Consider the following 16,710-nt stretch of genomic DNA (forward strand, 5'->3'; position numbering starts at 1 on the left):
GTGCCGGTCACGGCGCCTCCCAGGTCGCGGTCAGGGTGAAGTCGTCGCCGTCGCGAGTGCCCACCACGTCCGCGCCCACCGCGCGGAGCCTGCCCCGCAGCCCGTCGATGCCCGACGGTGCGCCGTCGTCCCCGGACGGGAGGGGCGCACCGTCGTTGCGCAGGACCAGGCCCGACGATGCCAGTGTCAGCACCGCCTGCGTCGCCGTGGAGTGTTTGACGATGTTGGTGGTCCCCTCGCGGACCACCCACGCGGCCGCCTCGTGGAAGGCGGGCGGGATCGACGCGGGCTCGCCGATCACGCGCAGCTCGCAGCCCGCGGCGGAGAGCAATGAGCGGGCGCCGGCGACCTCGGTGCCGAGGTCGATGCCGCGGTAGCCGCGAACCAGGGAGCGCGCGTCCTCCATGGACGCGACGGCGAGGGTCTTCACCTCGTCCATCTCGCCGGCCGCGCGGTCCACGGCGCCTGCCCTGGCGAGGGTCGCGGCGAGCTCGCTCTTGACCGCGATGGCGGAGAAGGCGCGGCCCACCACGTCGTGCAGGTCGCGGGAGAAGCGCAGCCGCTCCTCCGCGACCTGCAACTCGGCGGCGACGCGCTTGCCGTCCTCCAGCTCGGTGAGGATCTGCAGGCTCCAGACGGTGGTCCGCGACGTCCACATGAGGACGACGCCGATCGCGAGGAGCAGTGCGAAGAAGGCCGGTGCCTGTGTCGGGCGCAGCAGCAGCGTGGTCGCCGCAGCGGCGACGGCGAGGAGGGCCCAGCGGTGCCGGAAGAAGGGGAGGACCGCACACGCCGCCATCGCGTAGGCGACGGTGCACACGACCCGGCCGTCGTCGAGGGCGAGGCCCAGGCGTGGAGCGAGCTGGACGACGACGATCGCGCCCAGCCACACGGCCGACAGCCCGGCGATGGCGAATCGCCAGGCGATCCGGCGCTGCCGGTCGGTCGCGCGGATGGCGAGGTCGGGCTGGGCCTCGATGCCCGCGATCGCTGCGAGGCCCGCCACCACGATCGCCACGACCGGCCAGGTGCCCTTCCCCGAGGTGGCCATCATGATGACGAAACCGATCATCACCACTTGGAGGACGAGGCGGGTGTACAGGCGGAACCTGTCGGCGCTCGACGTCTCGTGCCACCAGTCCTGCGCGGCTCGCACGGGACGCGGGACCACGCGCGACCGGGGTGCCGTCGCTTCCTGTGACTCCGCGGAGGGCGTGGCGCCGGCCGTCATCCCCGATCGTCCCAGCGGAACCACCGCTGGGCGAGAAGGAGAGCGATCACGGTCCATACCGCCAGTGTCGCAAGCGGACGACCGGTCTCGCCGAAGGTGGCGGCGAAACCGAGCGGCGCGGCATCGTCGGGCGCGCCGGGCGCGAGGCCCGTCTGACCCAGCCGGATCAGGTCGGAGACCGCGGCGAAGGGCGTCCAGTCGGCCATGAGGCCGAGCCTGTCCGGGAGGATCTGCCGGATGCCGGCCATGCCCACCATCGACACCACCATGACCGGCATCGACGTGATCTGGGCGGCCTCCGCGTTCTTCGTCATCGCGCTCGTGGCCAGCGCGAGCAGCGTGAAGATCACCAGTCCGGCGAGCAGCGCGACGATCATCAGCACGCCGTTCACGGGCAGCGGTCCACCGGCCCCGTAGACGGCGCCGCACACGATCACCGCGCCCAGCAGGGTCAGCGCGGTGCCGGGTACCGCGGGTGCGGTCAGGATCTGCAGGTCCGAGGACTCGCCGGTGCGGAGCCGCTTGAGCACTCCCTCCGAGCGGCGGGTCGTGACCATCGACAGCACCGAGTAGTACTGCACCATCAGCAGCGCCAGCAGTGCGAAGGTCTCGAGCGTGATCGCCACGCCCAGGGGCTTCGGTGGCTGGTCGCCGCGGGCGACGAAGAACAGCAACAGAGGCATGCCGACGGGGAAGACGGTGCCCATGAACAGCAGCGTCTTGTTCCTCCGGAACTGGAGGTACTCGGCGTGCGCCAGGGCGCGCAGCGGATGGCGGCCGTAGCCGACGCCGTCCGGCCGGGTGGTGGTGGTCATGCGGGGGCTCCGATCGTGGGGGAGGCGGGTCGCTCGACGCCGGCGTCGTCCGCCAGCGCGAGGAAGACCGATTCGAGGGAGGGATGACGAGCGGACAGTCCCGTGAGTGCGAGATCGCGGTCGGCCGCCCAGCCGAGGAGGGCGTGCAGGTCCTGCTGCAGCCGGAAGGTGCGCAGGGTGACGCGGCCGGCACCGCCGGCCCCGGTGCTCCAGTCCCCGCTCACGGCGGGCAGGGGCACGGCGGGATCGTCGAGCACGACCTCCGCCGGGTGGCCCTCGACGATCTCGCGGAGCGTGCCCAGCCGGGCGATCGTGCCGCGGTGCATGATCGCGATGCGGTCGGCGAGCGCCTCCGCCTCGTCGAGGTAGTGGGTCGTGAGCACCATCGTGACGCCGTCGCTCTTGAGCTCGGCGAGGAGCTTCCAGGTGGCGTGCCGGCTCTCCGGGTCGAGGCCGGTGGTCGGCTCGTCGAGGAACAGCAGCCGGGGCTGTCCGATCAGCGCGCACGCGAGGTCGAGGCGGCGCTGCTCGCCGCCGGACAGCGCGCGGACGCGCACGTCGCCCCGGTCGGTGAGCCGGACCCGCTCGAGGACCGCGTCCGCGGTGGTCGGATTGCTGCAGGTGCCGCGCCACATCTCGAGCGTCTCGCGGACGGTCAGTTCGGCGGGCAGGCCGCCGGACTGCAGCATGATGCCGCAGAGCGGGCGCACGCGGCGCCGGTCCGCATGGGGGTCGAGACCGAAGACGGCGAGCTCGCCCGCGCTGGGGACGGCGAGTCCCTCGAGCAGGTCGAGGGTGGAGGTCTTGCCGGCGCCGTTCGTGCCGAGCAGGGCGAAGACCTCGCCGGCGCGGATGTCGAGGTCGATGCCGCGGACGGCCTCGTAGGCGCTCGCGCCGGTGCCGTAGGTCCGGCGCAGGCCGGTGGCGCTGATGACGGGGCCGGTGGAGTGTTCGGCGCGGGCGTTCATCGACGGTCCCACTTCCGCGTGCCGAGCACCCAGCGCACCGCGAGGTGCAGCGCGACGGCGCCGGTGACGATCGCGGCGAGCACCAGCGGGGGCTGCAGCAGGACCACGACGAGCGCGATGAGGACGACGGTCGCGATGATCACGGCGCCCTCGCGGGCCCGGGTCGGTGCGGGGCCGAGCCGGCACGAGTCGACGAGGAGATCGTGCAGCCCGCCGTTCGACGGTGCTGCCGGTGGATGCTCGGGGCGGTGGATGCTGTGGAGGTCGTTGGCGTTCATGAGATCAAGCCTCGCCGCGATCCGGAGCATCCAGTAGTGCCCGCTGTCAGGGGATTCCCGCAGGTTGTCATCGAATCCCGATGACATCTGTCATGTCCGTCGGGCGAGCGGACCCCGTGCGATCATGAATTCGTTACCGAATCTTTTCCCGGTTTTCGTCCGCCCGACGGGAAAGTGCAGCACGCTACGGCAGTGACCGCCACGACCGAACGGGTGGAGCCATCACCCAAGACGGGGCTGGCCGCCAACCTGGTGCCCAAGGACAACCTGCTGTTCCTGTTGTTCGTGGTGCCGAACCTGGTGCTGCTGGCCGTCTTCACCTACCGCCCGCTGATCGACAACGTGCGCCTGAGCTTCCAGGAGTGGTCGCTCGCCAGCGTGGAGCCGGCGAAGTGGATCGGCCTGGACAACTACCGCGAGTTCTTCAGCAAGGCGGAGAGCTGGCAGGTCGTCACCGTCACCCTGATCTTCACGGTGAGCGCGGTGGTCTTCTCCATGGTGCTGGGCCTGGCGCTCGCGATGCTTCTGGACCAGAACCTCAAGGGCCGCAACCTGGTCCGCTCCGCCGTCTTCGCGCCCTTCGTGATCTCCGGCGCGGCCATCGGCGCCGCCTTCTACTTCGTCTTCAACCCGCAGTTCGGCGCGGTGGCGTCGATCCTGTCCTGGTTCGGCATCGAGAGCCCGGACTTCTACCAGAATCCGGGCTGGGCGCTGTTCCTGGTGACCTTCACCTACATCTGGAAGAACCTGGGCTACACCTTCGTCATCTACCTCGCCGCGCTGCAGGGCCTGAACAAGGACCTCGACGAGGCGGCCGCGATCGACGGCACGCCGGCCTGGCGCAAGTTCTGGCGGGTCACGCTGCCGCAGCTGCGCCCGGCCACCTACTTCCTGTCGATCACCGTGCTGCTCAACAGTCTCCAGGTCTTCGACATCATCAACATCATGTTCCCCGCGGGTGGCCCGTCGGCCGGAACAACGACGATGGTCTTCGACATCTACTGGCAGACCTTCCGGAACCAGCGGGCGGGCTACGGCGCGACCATCGCGACGATCATGTTCCTCGTGCTGCTGATCGTGACCGTGGTACAGGTGCGCATGATGGACCGGGGGGACGACAAGTGAGCGGATCGCCCACGGGCAGCACCGGAATGAAGGTGCTCGGGTACGCGGGCATGGCACTCACGCTGCTGCTGGTCGCGGTGCCGGTGTACTTCATCGTCATCACCTCCTTCAAGGACCGGCCCGACATCTTCGTCTCGCCCGCCACCTGGTGGCCGCCCACCTGGTACCCGAAGAACTACAGCTACGTGACGCAGGAGATCCCGTACTGGCAGTACCTGCGGAACTCGGCGATCATCACCCTGGTCACCGGATCCATCAAGTTCGTGCTGGGCGTGAGCACCGCGTACGCGCTGGTCTTCCTGCGTTTCCCGTTCAAGAAGCTGCTCTTCCTCGTGGTGATCGCGGCGCTCATGGTGCCCAACCAGATCACGGTGATCTCGAACTACGCGCTGATGGCGGACTACCGCAACACCTTCGTCGGCATCATCCTGCCGCTCGCGGGCGTGGCCTTCGGCACCTTCCTCATGCGTAACCACTTCCTCTCGCTGCCCAAGGAGATCGTGGAGGCGGCGCGCATGGACGGGGCCGGCCACCTGCGTCTGCTGTTCCGGGTGATCCTGCCCGTCTCGATCCCGACGATGGTGGCCTTCGCGGTCATCACCCTGGTGAACGAGTGGAACGAGTACCTCTGGCCGTTCCTCATGTCGGACAACGCCGCCGTCGCGCCGCTGCCCGTCGGACTCACCCTGCTCCAGAACACCGAGCAGGGGGTGAACTGGGGGCCCGTCATGGCGGCCACCCTGCTCACCGCACTGCCGATGCTCGTCGTCTTCCTGATCCTGCAGCGGCAGATGATCAAGGGCCTGACCTCCGGCGCCGTCAAGGGCTGACCGGGACCACCACAGAAGAAACACCAAGGGAGAAACTCATGGGCGACTTCACACGGCGCGGATTCCTCGTCACGGGGCTCGCGGCGACCGCGGCGGTGGCGGCGGCGTGCGCGGGCTCGGGTTCGGGCGGCGGCTCGTCGAACTCGGGGAGCGGCGGGGGCGGCGGCGACATCACGCTGCGCTTCCTCACCAACCACCCGGGCAGCTCGAAGGCCACCGAGCAGGAACTGATCTCCGCCTTCGAGAAGGCCAATGCCGGCATCAAGGTGGAGCTGCTCGACGGTGGCAAGAACTACGAGCAGGTGGCGCAGAAGTTCCAGACCTCGCTCTCCGGTGGAGAGAAGCCGGACATCGTGGTGGTCTCCGATGTCACCTGGTTCAACTTCGCGCTGAACAAGCAGATCGCCCCGCTCGACGACCTGTTCGCCGGCGCCGGGCTCAAGCCCGAGGAGTACGTCGACTCGCTGCTGGCCGATACGAAGTTCGACGGCAAGCACTACGCCGTTCCGTTCGCCCGGTCGACGCCGCTCTTCTACTACAACAAGGACGTCTGGAAGAAGGCCGGCCTCGAGGATCGCGGCCCGAAGGACTGGGACGAGTTCGCGCAGTGGGCGCCCCGCATCCAGGAGGCCATCGGCGGCGACAAGAAGGCCCTCGTGATCGCCGACGGCGAGAACTACATCGACTGGGCCTTCGAGGGCTGGAACTGGTCCAAGGGCGGGGCCTACTCCGACGGCTGGGACCTGAAGTTCACCACGCCGGAGACGATCGCGGCGGCAAACCAGCTCAAGGACGTGATCGGCAAGTGGGGGCGTGTGGTGACGACTCCGGAGAACGACTTCGGCGCCGGCCTGGCAGCGGCCACAGTGCAGTCCACGGGCTCGCTCAAGACCATCACCACCACCGCCAAGTTCGAGCTCGGTACGGCCTTCCTGCCCGGCCCGGCCGGCAAGTCCTGCCCCACCGGCGGCGCGGGCGTCGCGGTGGCCGAGGGGATTTCGGCCGAGCGCAAGGCGGCGGCCGTCAAGTTCATCGAGTTCCTGACGAACACCGCGAACACCTCGAAGTTCTCGCAGGCCACGGGCTACATGCCGGTGCGCAAGGCCGCCGTCGACGAGCCCTCGATGAAGGCCTTCATCGAGAAGAACCCGAACTTCGGCACCGCCGTCAAGCAGCTGCCGCTGACCCGCAGCCAGGACAACGCCCGCGTCTTCGTGCCGGGCGGCGGTGAGGACATCGGTAAGGCCCTGCAGCAGATCGCGACCGGCGGCGACGCCGCCGCCATCCTCGGCGCGCTGCAGAAGACCATCCAGGGCAAGATCGATTCGCAGATCAAGCCCAAGCTGCCGAAGTAAGTCCGGCACGAGCGGTTTCGTACGAACTAGGAGTGACAGGAAGACCATGGCAACGGTGCGTTTCGACGGTGCGTCCGTCCAGTACCCGGGCGCCGAGCGGCCCTCGGTCAGCTCGCTCGACCTGGACATCGCCGACGGCGAGTTCGTGGTGCTGGTCGGCCCGTCGGGCTGCGGCAAGTCCACCAGCCTGCGGGCGTTGGCGGGGCTCGAGGCCGTCACCGACGGCCGGATCCTCATCGACGACGTCGACGTCACGGCGGTCTCGCCGAAGAAGCGCGACGTGGCCATGGTCTTCCAGAACTACGCGCTCTACCCGAACATGACGGTGGCGCAGAACATGGGCTTCGCGCTGCGCAACGCCGGTGTCTCCAAGGAGGACACGGCGAAGCAGGTGGCGGAGGCCGCCGCCATGCTCGAGCTGGAGCCGCTGCTCGACCGCAAGCCCGCGCGCCTGTCCGGCGGGCAGCGGCAGCGCGTCGCCATGGGCCGCGCGATCGTGCGGCACCCCAAGGTCTTCGCGATGGACGAGCCGCTGTCGAACCTCGATGCGCGGCTGCGCGTCTCGACCCGCTCGCAGATCTCCGCGCTGCAACGCCGGCTCGGTGTCACCACTCTGTACGTGACACACGACCAGGTCGAGGCCATGACCATGGGGGATCGGGTCGCGGTCCTCAAAGACGGTCTGCTGCAGCAGGTCGCGCCGCCGCGCGAGCTGTACGACGATCCGGTCAACACCTTCGTCGCGGGCTTCCTGGGATCGCCCGGTATGAACCTGCTGACGGTGCCCCGCTCCGAGGCGGGCGCCGATCTCGGCGGCGCAGTGGTCCCGGTGCCGCGCACCGTCGAATCGGGGGCGACGGTGACCGTCGGCCTGCGGCCCGAAGGCCTCGAGGTCGTCCCCGCCGGTACGCCGGGCGCGGCCAAGGGCACCGTCGCGCTGGTGGAGGAGTTGGGCGCCGAGGCGTTGGTCTACGTGAACGTCGCCGGGCAGGACAAGCCCGTGGTGGCCCGTGCCGACCGCGCGTCGACGCTCCGGGCCGGCGAGGAGACCGGCCTGGTTCCGGCGGCGGAGCACGCCCTGTTCTTCCACGCGGAGACGGGCGACCGGCTGCGCTGATCCGGCGCCGAGGCCTTGACAATCCAGATTATGAGAGTCACTCTCAAATTAGAGAAACTCTCAATCTGGAGGTCGTGCCATGCCGGAGATTCGGAAGCGGTCGCCGTGGACCGCGCTGACGGTCCTCGCGTTGGCGATGCTCGTGATCGGACTGGACACCATGGTCCTCACCGTGGCGTTGCCCTCGCTCGCCCGTGAGCTCGGTGCATCGACGACGTCGCTGCAGTGGATCACCACGTCGTATCCGCTGGCGCTCGGCGCGCTGATGATCCCGATGGGTGCCCTGGGAGACCGGGTCGGCCGGGTTCGGGTGCTCAGCGGCGCGCTGCTGGGCTTCGGCGCGGCATCCGCCCTGTGCGCGTTCGCGGGATCGACGGAGCTGCTGGTGGCCGGGCGGGTGCTGCTCGGTGTGTGCGCCGCCGCGGCGATGCCGCTCTCGATGGGAGTCCTGCCGACGCTGTTTCCGGACAAGCGGGAGCGGGAGAAGGCGATGGGCGTGTGGATGGCGTCGTCCGCCGCCGGTATGCCGCTCGGGCCGATCCTGGGCGGAGTCATGCTGCAGCACTTCTGGTGGGGGTCGGTGTTCCTGATCAACGTGCCGATCGCCGCGGTGGCCGCAGTCGCGGTGTGGCGGATGATCCCGGAGTCGAAGGCGGAGAACCCCGCCGGCCTCGACATCCCCGGAATTATCACGTGCGTCGTCGGTTTCGGCGCGCTGGTCTGGGCATTCACCGAAGCGGGACAGCACGGGTGGACCTCGGCGCGGTTCCTCGGGCTGCTCGCGATCGCGATCGTCGGCCTTGCGCTGTTCGTGTGGCGGGAGCTGACCGCGGCGCGGCCGCTCGTGCGGCTCACCCTGCTGCGCCGGCCCGGCTTTCTCGCCGGAACGGTCCTCGCCTCGGCCACCATGCTGCTGCTCGCCAGCTCGGTGTTCCAGCTCTCGCAGGTGTTCTCGGTTCTGTTCCAGGCGGATTCGCTGGGCATCGGTGCACGGCTGCTGCCGGTGATCGCGGGCATCCTGGTGGGCGCGCGCGGTGGACCGGCCCTGGTGCGGCGGTTCGGTCGCCGTGCGGTGGCCGCTGTCTCGATCGGTCTGCTCGCCGTGACGTTCGCGATCGAGGCCCTCCGCCCCGAGGGGCCGTTCTGGGTGTACTCGGTGACGACGGTGCTCCTGGGTCTCGGCCTCGGCGGGGTCATGCCGCTCGTGATGTCGATGGCGATGGGCGACCTCGATGCGGACGACGCCGGCGCGGGATCTGCGCTGATGCAGTCGATCCGGCAGATCTCCTCGGCACTGGGCGTGGCCGTCTTCGGTTCCGTCGTGACCGCCGCGTACGGCGCGCGACTGGCCACCGTCGGTCTGCCCGAGGGCCTGGAGCGCCTGGCGCGGGAGAACCCCGTCGTGGGAGTGCCGGCCGTACGGACGCTCGATCCCGGCGCCGTGGACGGCGTACTGGCCGCGTACGGCCACGGACTCGCCGTCGCCGCCGTCGTCGGGGTGGCGCTGTCCGTCGTGGTGTTGGCGCTGTGCCGGATGATTCCGGCAGAATCGGGGGATGAGCGAGACGAGGCGGAGCGCGGTGCCGCAGCAGCTCGGCCTGCGTGAGCGCAAGAAGCTCAAGACCCGGACCGAGCTGCGCAGGGCGGCCTACGAGCTGTTCCGGAAGCAGGGCTTCGACGAGACGACGGTCGCCCAGATCGCCGACGCCGCCGAGGTCTCCCAGGCCACGTTCTTCCGGTACTTCGCCACGAAGGAGGCGCTGATCCTGGAGGACGACTACGACGCGATCCTGCTCGCCAACGTCCCCCCGATCGACCCGTCGAAGAACCTGCCCGCCCAGATCCTGCGCGGCGGTGCGGACCAGTTCGAATCGCTCGACCGCGACGCGCAGGAGACGGAGATGGAGCGCGGCAGGCTGCTGTATTCGTCACCGTCACTGCGTGCCGCGCAGGCGCGCGACCTCGAGGCCACGATGGTCGCGATGGAGGACGCGATCGTCGAGCAGGCCACGGGACCCGTCGATCGGCTGGCGGTGCGCGCCGCCGTCGGCGCCGTGGTGGGCGCGATCAGCGCGCTCGCTCGCGACGATCCGACGATGATCGGCGTGGTGCCGGATTCGATGCGGGCAGTGGCGGATCTGTTCGAAGCGGGCCTGCCGATCGGCGCGAACGCGGAGGCAGGGCGATGGGGTGCGCTGCGGGACGCTCTCGCAGGAACCGTCGACGATCCGCCGTCGACCGGTGCAGGCTGAGCATCGTCCGCACCGCGCGGTCCCACGTGTACTCCTCGGCGCAGGCCCGTGCCACCTCGCTGCGGTCGCCGCGGTCGAGGACCGTGCGCACCGCAGCCGCGAACGCCGTTCCGGTGTCGGCAGCGGGCAGTCCGCAGTCCCCACGCGCGACGGCGGCGAGGGCGGAGTTGCGCGACACCACGATCGGCGTGCCGGAGGCGAGCGCCTCCATCGCGCTGAGGCCGAAGGTCTCGTGCGGGCCCGGGCAGATCGCGACGTCCGCGGACGCCAGGAGGTCGGCGAGCGCGTCGCGGTCCGCGAGGTGTCCGGTGAAGGCGACGGGCAGTCCCGCTGCCTGCCTGCGCAGTTCGTCGGCCATCGCCCCGTCGCCCGCGATGACCAGGCGCGCACGGACACCGTCGGCGACGAGTGCGCGGACGACCTCGATCCCGCGGGCCGGGTGCTTCTCCATCGACAGTCGGCAGGACTGCACGAGGAGGACGTCCGCACCGTCCGACCATCGCTCCCGAGCCTGCGGCGTGGCCCGATCCGGGCGGAAGGTCGCGAGGTCGACGCCGAGCGGGACGGTCTCGACGTTGGGCGCCTGCACGCGCGCGAACTCCTCGCCGGCGAAGGCCGTGGTGCAGACGACGGTGTCGTAGCTGCGCGCGGTGCCGAGGTTCGCGACGTCGGCGGCCCAGGTCGCGACGCGCGGCGGTGCCCCCAACTCGATCATCCGGTCGAGGCGCTCGTGGCTGATCATGATCGAGCCGATGCCGTGCGCCTTGGCCCACGGGCCCATTCCGCGGAGGGTGAGACGGTCGGAGACCTCGAGGCTGTCGGCGCCGAGGCGGGGCAGCAACCGACGGACGAGGACGGGACTGGCGGCGCGGTAGCCCTCCACCTTGAAGAACTTGCGACCCGGGACCGTGATCCGGCGGACGCCGGAGTCGAGCACCTCGTCGGCGTGCTCGCGGCCCGCCACGACGAGGGTGACGGCGTGCCCGTGGGCGACGTACCCCGCGCCGAGCTGGTCGACGGCGGTCCGCAGGCCGCCCGATCGGGGCCCGTAGAAGTTCGCCAGCTGGACGATGTGCATCGGCTGCATGCCGCCAGGCTGCCCGCGGGGACGGTCGTGGGGGTGAACGGGCGGAATCCGCTGGACGAACTGTATGAACTTGTCGGTCGACAGGAGCAGAATCTACAGGCATGACCGTACGCCTGAACCCCTACATCAGCTTCTCCGACAACGCCCGCGAGGCGCTCGAGTTCTACCGCGACGTCTTCGGTGGTGAGCTCGAGATCTCCACCTTCGAGGGTATGCCGCCCGAGATGCTCTCCGATCCCGCCGACGCCACCAAGGTGATGCACGGCTACCTCTCCACGCCGGACGGCTTCTCCCTCATGTGCGCCGATACGCCGAAGGGGATGCCGCGGAACGTCGGTGACGACGTCTCCATCTCCTTGTCCGGTGACGACCTGGCGAAGCTCACCGGGTGGTGGGAGAAGCTGTCCGCCAGCGGCTCCGTCACCGTCCCGTTCGTCCAGGCGCCCTGGGGTGACACCTTCGGCATGTGCGTCGACAAGTTCGGCATCCACTGGATGGTCAACGCCGCGGGCGCGTAGCGGTGGGCCGCTGATATCCTTCTCCGCGGCGCCCCCCTAGCTCAATTGGTCAGAGCAGTGGACTTTTAATCCATTGGTTGTGGGTTCGAGTCCCACGGGGGGTACAAATTCTCCCGGTGCGCCCGTGCTGGCGGTTGGATACAAGCCCGCCGATGTACGAGGAACGCCTCACACCTGGAACGCGCCGGCCGGCATTGTCCGCTGTGGTATTGGTGGCGGTGTGCAGCCGATGAACCGTCCGCCCTCCCTGCCCCGCTGCGAGCTGTGCCGCGGCACCCAGGTCGGGAATCTCACCGTGATGGGCGCTGGAATGAATCCGAATGGGCGGATGGCGTGGGCGAATCCGACGTCGATGCTGACGGCAGTCGTTTGTCTCCAGTGCGGGAACACGAAACTGTTCGCGGCCGATCTCGACAAACTCCGGGCGGAGGCCCAGAGCCACCCCGAGCGGTTCAGCTGGTGACTGCGTGCTGAGCAGTGCCGCCGACATTCTGGAGTTCGTCACCGTCGACGAGTGGGAGTCCTGGCTCGAGAGCAATCACGCGGACGCCACGGAGGCGTGGCTGCGGATCGGTAAGCGCAACTCGTCGGTGCCGGGCCTCTCGATCGCGGACGCGCTCGACGGTGCGCTGTGCTTCGGGTGGATCGACGGGCAGCGGAAGGCGAACGACGCCGACTCCTTCCTACAGCGCTATTCGCCGCGTCGTCGGACCAGCTCGTGGTCGAGGATCAACGTCGAGAAGTTCGAGGCGCTCGCCGCCGCGGGCCGGGTCCGGCCGGCGGGTTTCGCGCAACGCGACGCCGCGCTGGCGGACGGCCGGTGGGACGCCGCATACGAGTCCCAGCGCACCGCCGAGACCCCACCGGATCTGGTCGCGGCGCTGGCTCGTGACCCGCGCGCCGCCACGGCGTTCGAGGCGATGAGCAGGTCCGATCGCTACGCGGTGATCCTGACGCTGCTCAAGGCGCGCTCGCCACGTCGTCGGGCGGAACTCGTCGAGCGGGCTGTGGCCGACCTCGGCGGTTCAGGAATCGGACCCAGGGACGCGTGAACGCGCACTGCGACACTTCCATGCCCGCAGAACTCGACATCCTGAAGCGCCCGGGCTCCCTACCGTGCGGACGCGTCCTGGGCGGCGGCGCGGAAGCGGTCGAGGTAGAGCGGCCAGCCGTTCGCTCCGCCGACTCCGGCGGCCGTCTGCTGCCAGCCCTCGCCGTGCCGGTCCAGGTGGCGATGCTCGAGCTCGACTCGGGTGCGCTCGGCGGATTCTGCGATGAACCGGATCTCGACCTCGCTGGTGCGGGAGAGGTCCGTCTCGATCCGCCACTGCGGGTCGATGTCCCAGCTGATCGTGAGCGAGTTCGGCGGGTCGTACGCGAGCACGCGGGCCCAGGTGCAGACGGCGCCGTCGGTCCCCACGTCGTAGATCGTGCCGCCCACGCGGGGCTCGAGCACGGTGCGCTCGACGGGTACCGGCAACAGGTTGTGATCCCGCGGCTTGATCTCGTCGAAGCGTTCGGTGAAGACGCGGAACGCGTAGTCAAGTGGCACGTCGACGGTGATGTCGAAGCGCAATGCGGTGGGCGCGGTGGTGCTCATGGTCGTGGTGTCCCTTCGTCGGCGTAGGCCTGCTCGGCCAGCTGTTTGAACGTGCTGAGCGTCTGTGTCCAATAGCCCTCGAGCTCGCGGCGCATCGTGGCCAGCCCGTCGGGCCGGGGACGGTAGAGGCGTTCGCGGCCCTGCTTGCGCACGTCGACGAGCTGCGCGTCGAGGAGCACTCGCAGGTGTTGCGAGACGGCCGGCCGGCTGACGGGCAGTTCCCGGGCGATCTCGGTGACCGAACAGGGCCCGGCGGCCACCCGTGCGAAGACGGTTCGCCGGGTGGGATCGGCGAGGGCTGACCAGGGGTCGGTGGCGATGGACACAATACGTAAGTTAGCGCTTACGTATTGTGCCGTCAACGGCCGGGCGCCTGCGGAGCGGGCGGGAACCGGCCTGCGCGCGGCGGTCGTGTCGGCGGTGTTGGGGAGCTGTTCACCGATGCGTTCCCGTGGCGCAGATTTCTAGCGCTTGACCTGGCGATTTGGGAACTGGGTGGAATGTGCCATAAGCTATCCCAGCTCCCAACGGAACACGGAAGCGGTGCGGAGAGCGGCTTCAAGTCGCCCGATGCGAGCCCCCTTCGTTTAGTGGCCTAGGACGCCGCCCTTTCAAGGCGGTAGCGCGGGTTCGAATCCCGTAGGGGGTACGTCGCAAGACGAAAAATTGCATATGGCCCTGTGGCGCAGTTGGTTAGCGCGCCGCCCTGTCACGGCGGAGGTCGCGGGTTCGAGTCCCGTCAGGGTCGCCATCCGAGTTCTATGAACTCGGCGGTGACGGTTTTACCGGCACGGCCAGGTAGCTCAGTTGGTACGAGCGACCGCCTGAAAAGCGGTAGGTCGCCGGTTCGATCCCGGCTCTGGCCACAAGTAAGACCCCCTGTTCGCAGGGGGTCTTCTTGTATCCAGGGTCGTGGCGATCGGAATCTGGGTGTTTCCCCCGATGCGCCGGGAGCGGTCGGGCCGGGAGAGTGAAGCCATGGCGGACGACGAACTCGACTACGACGCGATCGGCGACCTGGTCATCGACGAGGTCCGGGCGGTGGTCGGTGATGCGGAGGTCGCGGCCGCCGTAGACCTGGATGTCGTCCGTGAGGTCATTCTGACGACTCTGCTTCGTGAAGGGGTCGACGCCGGACTGATCCGAGAAGTTGATGCGGACGCCGCTACCAAAGCGGGCAGTTACGGTTTCTGCATCGAGGATCGGATATCTCTGGGTGGGAACCTCATTCGACTGCCGACGCCGGTCGACCCGGCTCCTCCCAAGGATCGGATGCCGTTGGATCCCGTGCGGAAAGCGGAGGCGAGGCAACGAGCCGCGGCAGGGGAGTCGAAGGAACGGATCGCGGAGGAGTTCAACGTGCACCTGAGCGTGATCTACTGCGCGGTCCACTCGTTCGACTGACGCGAGCTAGGTAGTTTCGCTTAGCGTGACGCGCAGCGCTACGGATTCGTCGTGTGCCCAGTCGCGCCACGATCGATGGATGAACGAAGATCCTCGCGGTGGTGCTGCCGCAACCGGCTTTGTGGCTGCCGTCCATCCCTCACGGTCGCAGTACTCGACGGCGCCGTACTCGTACGAGCGCTTGATCGCGTCGCAGCCCTGTGCACCGACCCGCTGGCCGGTCTGGCGCATCGTCGACCTGGTCGCCACGATCTGTTTGTTCGGCGTGTACGCGTTCGAGGTGCTCGCGCTGCTGTACTTCAGCATCTTCTGGACGATGGCTGCGGACTCCTGTGGGACCGCGGGGTGCGACTACGACAAGCTGAGCGCCGCCTACGTCCTCAACGACATCGGCGGCGTCGTCGTCTATCTCGTGACGCTCGTCGTCGCTGTGGCGCTGCTGGTGCTGCGCAAGCCGGCGTTCTGGCTCCCGGTCGTGGGCGGGCTGTTCCAGGTCGCTCTGCTCGCGGCGGCACTCGAGCAGCTCGCGGCGGTGAGCCCTACGTGACCGCGGCGAGGCGCGCGCCATCGCAGTGTAAGTACAGGGGTTGTCACCCGAAGGACTGCGCTGTTTCGTGCATCGTCCCAGGTCAGAACTATGTCGACGCCCGACGAAACGATCCGGTGAAGTGAAACCGGAGTTCTGTTCAGGCTGTGAACAGTTGCAAGCCATTCGTGCACGCTGCAATCATGTGATTTCGACGCCGCCGGTGGACCCCGGCGCTCGCGTCTCGGCATGTGAATCGCGCAGGCCGTACAGACAAGGAACGACACGTGGTGACTGTTCGACTCTATCCCGGTGACCGGGTTCGCTACCTCGACGAACCCTCGGCGTTCGGGACGCTGCTCTCCGTCCCCTACGACGGTGAGGCTTCTGTGCGGCTCGACGACGGCAGGGCGATCCGCGTCCCCGTCGAACGGATCTCGCGGATCACCGAGAACATTCCCTCGAACCCCGCAGACTGACGGATCGGAACCGCGGACGAACCGTGCGGATCCATGGGGCGGACGAGCCGGATCAGTCGAACTCGACCGCGAGGTCGTCGGCGCGGGGGAGCGACTGGCAGGCGAGACGCACGCCGTTCCCCAGTTCGTAGTCGTCGAGAGTGTCGTTGACCAGCATCTCGACCTCGCCGCGGCGCAGCCGGTAGGCGCACCCACCGCAGTTGCCCTCGCGGCACACGTACGGGGCGTCGAGGCCCGCCGCGAGGAGCGTGTCGAGCAGCACCTGCTCGCGGGGCCAGGCCAGGGTCGTGGTGGCGCCGTCCAGGTCGACGGTGACCGTCGCGGCACCTTCCGACGGTGTCGGACCGTCAGCGGGATCGGGCGCGCCGGAGTCGATGGCGAACGGATCGCCGGTCAGCGAGGAGAAGGCCTCCCGGTGGATGCGGGCGTCGTCGACCCCTGCGAGTGCGGCGGCCTCGGTGGCGGCGTCCATGAAGCCTGCGGGGCCGCACAGGTACGCGGACGTCGCGGCCGTCGGCGCCGGCAGGTGCGGTGCGAGGCCGGCCGCGGTGGGCAGCCCTCGCTCCGCTTCCAGCCAATGGATCACTGTCAAGCGATCGCCGTGCGCCTCCTGCAGTTCCGCGAGCGCGGCGTCGAAGATGACCGACGCGCGGTCGCGGTTCGCGTAGACGAGTGTCACCGGGGCTGCGGCACCGCTCAGCGCGGCCCGGAGGATCGACATCACGGGCGTGATGCCGCTTCCCGCGGCGATGAGGACGAGGTGATCGGGAACGTCGCGCACGGTGAAACGCCCGCCGGGTGGTAGGGATTCGAGGATCATCCCCTGTTTGGCGTTGTCGCACAGCCAGTTCGAGGCGTACCCGCCGACGGTGCGCTTGACGGTGACCTGCAGGTGGTCGTCGAGTCCGGGGGTGCTCGAGAGGGAGTAGCAGCGCGGCGCCCAGCGCGTGCCGTCCTCCGGCGTGCCGGGGACCCGGAGGGTGAGGAACTGTCCGGGGGAGTAGTCGAGGCGGCCCCCGACGGGATGCGCGAAGACGAGCGAGACCGCGTCGGCGGTCTCCTCGATCACGTCGATGATCTCGAGCGGATGCGACCGTGCGGCCGCCGGTGATTCCACGGTGTCCT

General features: G+C 69.1%; 18 protein-coding genes, 4 tRNA genes and 1 pseudogene. 15 read left to right on the top strand and 8 right to left on the bottom strand.

Translation table 11 applies throughout. The features are described from left to right. Window positions 1-7: 7 nt before the first annotated feature. From FK268_RS13430 to FK268_RS13445, 4 genes are read right to left on the bottom strand one after another with little or no spacing between them, the layout of a single operon-like run. Complete coding sequence (locus tag FK268_RS13430; RefSeq protein WP_146434832.1) at window positions 8-1,231, bottom strand: sensor histidine kinase; 1,224 nt, start codon at window positions 1,229-1,231, stop codon at window positions 8-10. Next, window positions 1,228-2,046 carry an ABC transporter permease gene (locus tag FK268_RS13435; RefSeq protein ID WP_146434834.1) on the bottom strand — a complete coding sequence of 273 codons (819 nt, stop codon included), beginning with the start codon at window positions 2,044-2,046 and terminating at the stop codon, window positions 1,228-1,230. Before FK268_RS13435 ends, FK268_RS13430 begins: the two co-directional genes overlap by 4 nt. Continuing rightward, window positions 2,043-3,014 carry an ABC transporter ATP-binding protein gene (locus FK268_RS13440; RefSeq protein WP_146434836.1) on the bottom strand — a complete coding sequence of 324 codons (972 nt, stop codon included), beginning with the start codon at window positions 3,012-3,014 and terminating at the stop codon, window positions 2,043-2,045. Before FK268_RS13440 ends, FK268_RS13435 begins: the two co-directional genes overlap by 4 nt. Then, the gene (locus FK268_RS13445; RefSeq protein ID WP_146434838.1) at window positions 3,011-3,292 is read right to left on the bottom strand and encodes a hypothetical protein; all 282 of its coding nucleotides are present in this window, start codon (window positions 3,290-3,292) and stop codon (window positions 3,011-3,013) included. Before FK268_RS13445 ends, FK268_RS13440 begins: the two co-directional genes overlap by 4 nt. Window positions 3,293-3,484: 192 nt before the next feature. Here FK268_RS13445 and FK268_RS13450 point away from each other — a divergent pair, with 192 nt between their 5' ends. The 6 genes and pseudogenes from FK268_RS13450 to FK268_RS24755 all read left to right on the top strand — a co-directional run. Then, on the top strand, window positions 3,485-4,417 hold the full coding sequence (locus tag FK268_RS13450; protein WP_146434840.1) for a carbohydrate ABC transporter permease: 933 nt from the start codon (window positions 3,485-3,487) through the stop codon (window positions 4,415-4,417). A 26-nt stretch (window positions 4,418-4,443) separates the two neighbouring features. Next, window positions 4,444-5,247, top strand: coding sequence for a carbohydrate ABC transporter permease (locus FK268_RS13455; RefSeq protein WP_166443487.1), 804 nt, complete (start codon window positions 4,444-4,446; stop codon window positions 5,245-5,247). A 38-nt stretch (window positions 5,248-5,285) separates the two neighbouring features. Further along, a complete protein-coding gene (locus FK268_RS13460; protein ID WP_146434844.1) occupies window positions 5,286-6,602 on the top strand; it encodes an ABC transporter substrate-binding protein in 1,317 nt (438 codons plus the stop codon). 46 nt (window positions 6,603-6,648) lie between these two features. Continuing rightward, complete coding sequence (locus tag FK268_RS13465) at window positions 6,649-7,719, top strand: ABC transporter ATP-binding protein (RefSeq protein WP_146434846.1); 1,071 nt, start codon at window positions 6,649-6,651, stop codon at window positions 7,717-7,719. A 79-nt stretch (window positions 7,720-7,798) separates the two neighbouring features. Then, complete coding sequence (locus FK268_RS13470; protein ID WP_146434848.1) at window positions 7,799-9,325, top strand: MFS transporter; 1,527 nt, start codon at window positions 7,799-7,801, stop codon at window positions 9,323-9,325. Then, window positions 9,276-9,746: pseudogene (locus tag FK268_RS24755) on the top strand (TetR family transcriptional regulator); the annotation flags it as partial. The gene FK268_RS13470 and the pseudogene FK268_RS24755, both read left to right, overlap by 50 nt. A 40-nt stretch (window positions 9,747-9,786) precedes the next feature. Here the strand turns inward: FK268_RS24755 and FK268_RS25010 are convergent. Continuing rightward, window positions 9,787-11,049, bottom strand: a complete 1,263-nt coding sequence (locus FK268_RS25010) for a glycosyltransferase (protein WP_146435828.1) — start codon at window positions 11,047-11,049, stop codon at window positions 9,787-9,789. Between the two features lie 110 nt (window positions 11,050-11,159). Between FK268_RS25010 and FK268_RS13485 the strand changes: the two genes are divergently transcribed. The 3 genes from FK268_RS13485 to FK268_RS13495 all read left to right on the top strand — a co-directional run bounded on the left by FK268_RS13485 (window position 11,160) and on the right by FK268_RS13495 (window position 12,628). Beyond that, window positions 11,160-11,576 carry a VOC family protein gene (locus tag FK268_RS13485; protein WP_146434851.1) on the top strand — a complete coding sequence of 139 codons (417 nt, stop codon included), beginning with the start codon at window positions 11,160-11,162 and terminating at the stop codon, window positions 11,574-11,576. 30 nt (window positions 11,577-11,606) lie between these two features. Beyond that, window positions 11,607-11,680, top strand: a tRNA-Lys gene (locus FK268_RS13490). Between the two features lie 363 nt (window positions 11,681-12,043). Further along, window positions 12,044-12,628, top strand: coding sequence for a YdeI/OmpD-associated family protein (locus FK268_RS13495; protein WP_231707073.1), 585 nt, complete (start codon window positions 12,044-12,046; stop codon window positions 12,626-12,628). Between the two features lie 59 nt (window positions 12,629-12,687). Here the strand turns inward: FK268_RS13495 and FK268_RS24760 are convergent, their stop codons facing one another. Together FK268_RS24760 and FK268_RS24765 are read right to left on the bottom strand one after the other, a co-directional pair. Further along, window positions 12,688-13,176 carry an SRPBCC family protein gene (locus FK268_RS24760; RefSeq protein ID WP_193560282.1) on the bottom strand — a complete coding sequence of 163 codons (489 nt, stop codon included), beginning with the start codon at window positions 13,174-13,176 and terminating at the stop codon, window positions 12,688-12,690. Further along, entirely contained in the window at window positions 13,173-13,502 is a 330-nt protein-coding gene (locus FK268_RS24765) for an ArsR/SmtB family transcription factor (RefSeq protein ID WP_438695988.1), read from the bottom strand. The genes FK268_RS24760 and FK268_RS24765 overlap by 4 nt, the downstream gene beginning before the upstream one ends. 250 nt (window positions 13,503-13,752) lie before the next feature. On the opposite strand from FK268_RS24765, the gene FK268_RS13505 reads away from it, so the two are divergent. The 6 genes from FK268_RS13505 (at window position 13,753) to FK268_RS13530 (ending at window position 15,585) form a co-directional block, all read left to right on the top strand. Beyond that, window positions 13,753-13,825, top strand: a tRNA-Glu gene (locus FK268_RS13505). A gap of 25 nt (window positions 13,826-13,850) precedes the next feature. Beyond that, window positions 13,851-13,927, top strand: a tRNA-Asp gene (locus FK268_RS13510). Between the two features lie 41 nt (window positions 13,928-13,968). Next, window positions 13,969-14,042 (top strand) — tRNA-Phe (locus FK268_RS13515). A 112-nt stretch (window positions 14,043-14,154) separates the two neighbouring features. After that, window positions 14,155-14,580, top strand: a complete 426-nt coding sequence (locus tag FK268_RS13520; protein ID WP_146434855.1) for a helix-turn-helix domain-containing protein — start codon at window positions 14,155-14,157, stop codon at window positions 14,578-14,580. Between the two features lie 79 nt (window positions 14,581-14,659). Continuing rightward, window positions 14,660-15,127 (top strand): DUF6264 family protein, encoded by a 468-nt coding sequence (locus tag FK268_RS13525; protein ID WP_146434857.1) that lies wholly within the window; start codon window positions 14,660-14,662, stop codon window positions 15,125-15,127. A gap of 266 nt (window positions 15,128-15,393) precedes the next feature. After that, window positions 15,394-15,585, top strand: a complete 192-nt coding sequence (locus tag FK268_RS13530; RefSeq protein ID WP_146434859.1) for a hypothetical protein — start codon at window positions 15,394-15,396, stop codon at window positions 15,583-15,585. Window positions 15,586-15,637: 52 nt separating this feature from the next. Here the strand turns inward: FK268_RS13530 and FK268_RS13535 are convergent, their stop codons facing one another. Further along, a complete protein-coding gene (locus FK268_RS13535) occupies window positions 15,638-16,702 on the bottom strand; it encodes a ferredoxin--NADP reductase (RefSeq protein WP_231707074.1) in 1,065 nt (354 codons plus the stop codon). Window positions 16,703-16,710 lie beyond the last annotated feature (8 nt).

The organism is Tsukamurella sputi, from assembly GCF_007858445.1.
Taxonomy (GTDB): Bacteria; Actinomycetota; Actinomycetes; order Mycobacteriales; family Mycobacteriaceae; genus Tsukamurella; species Tsukamurella sputi.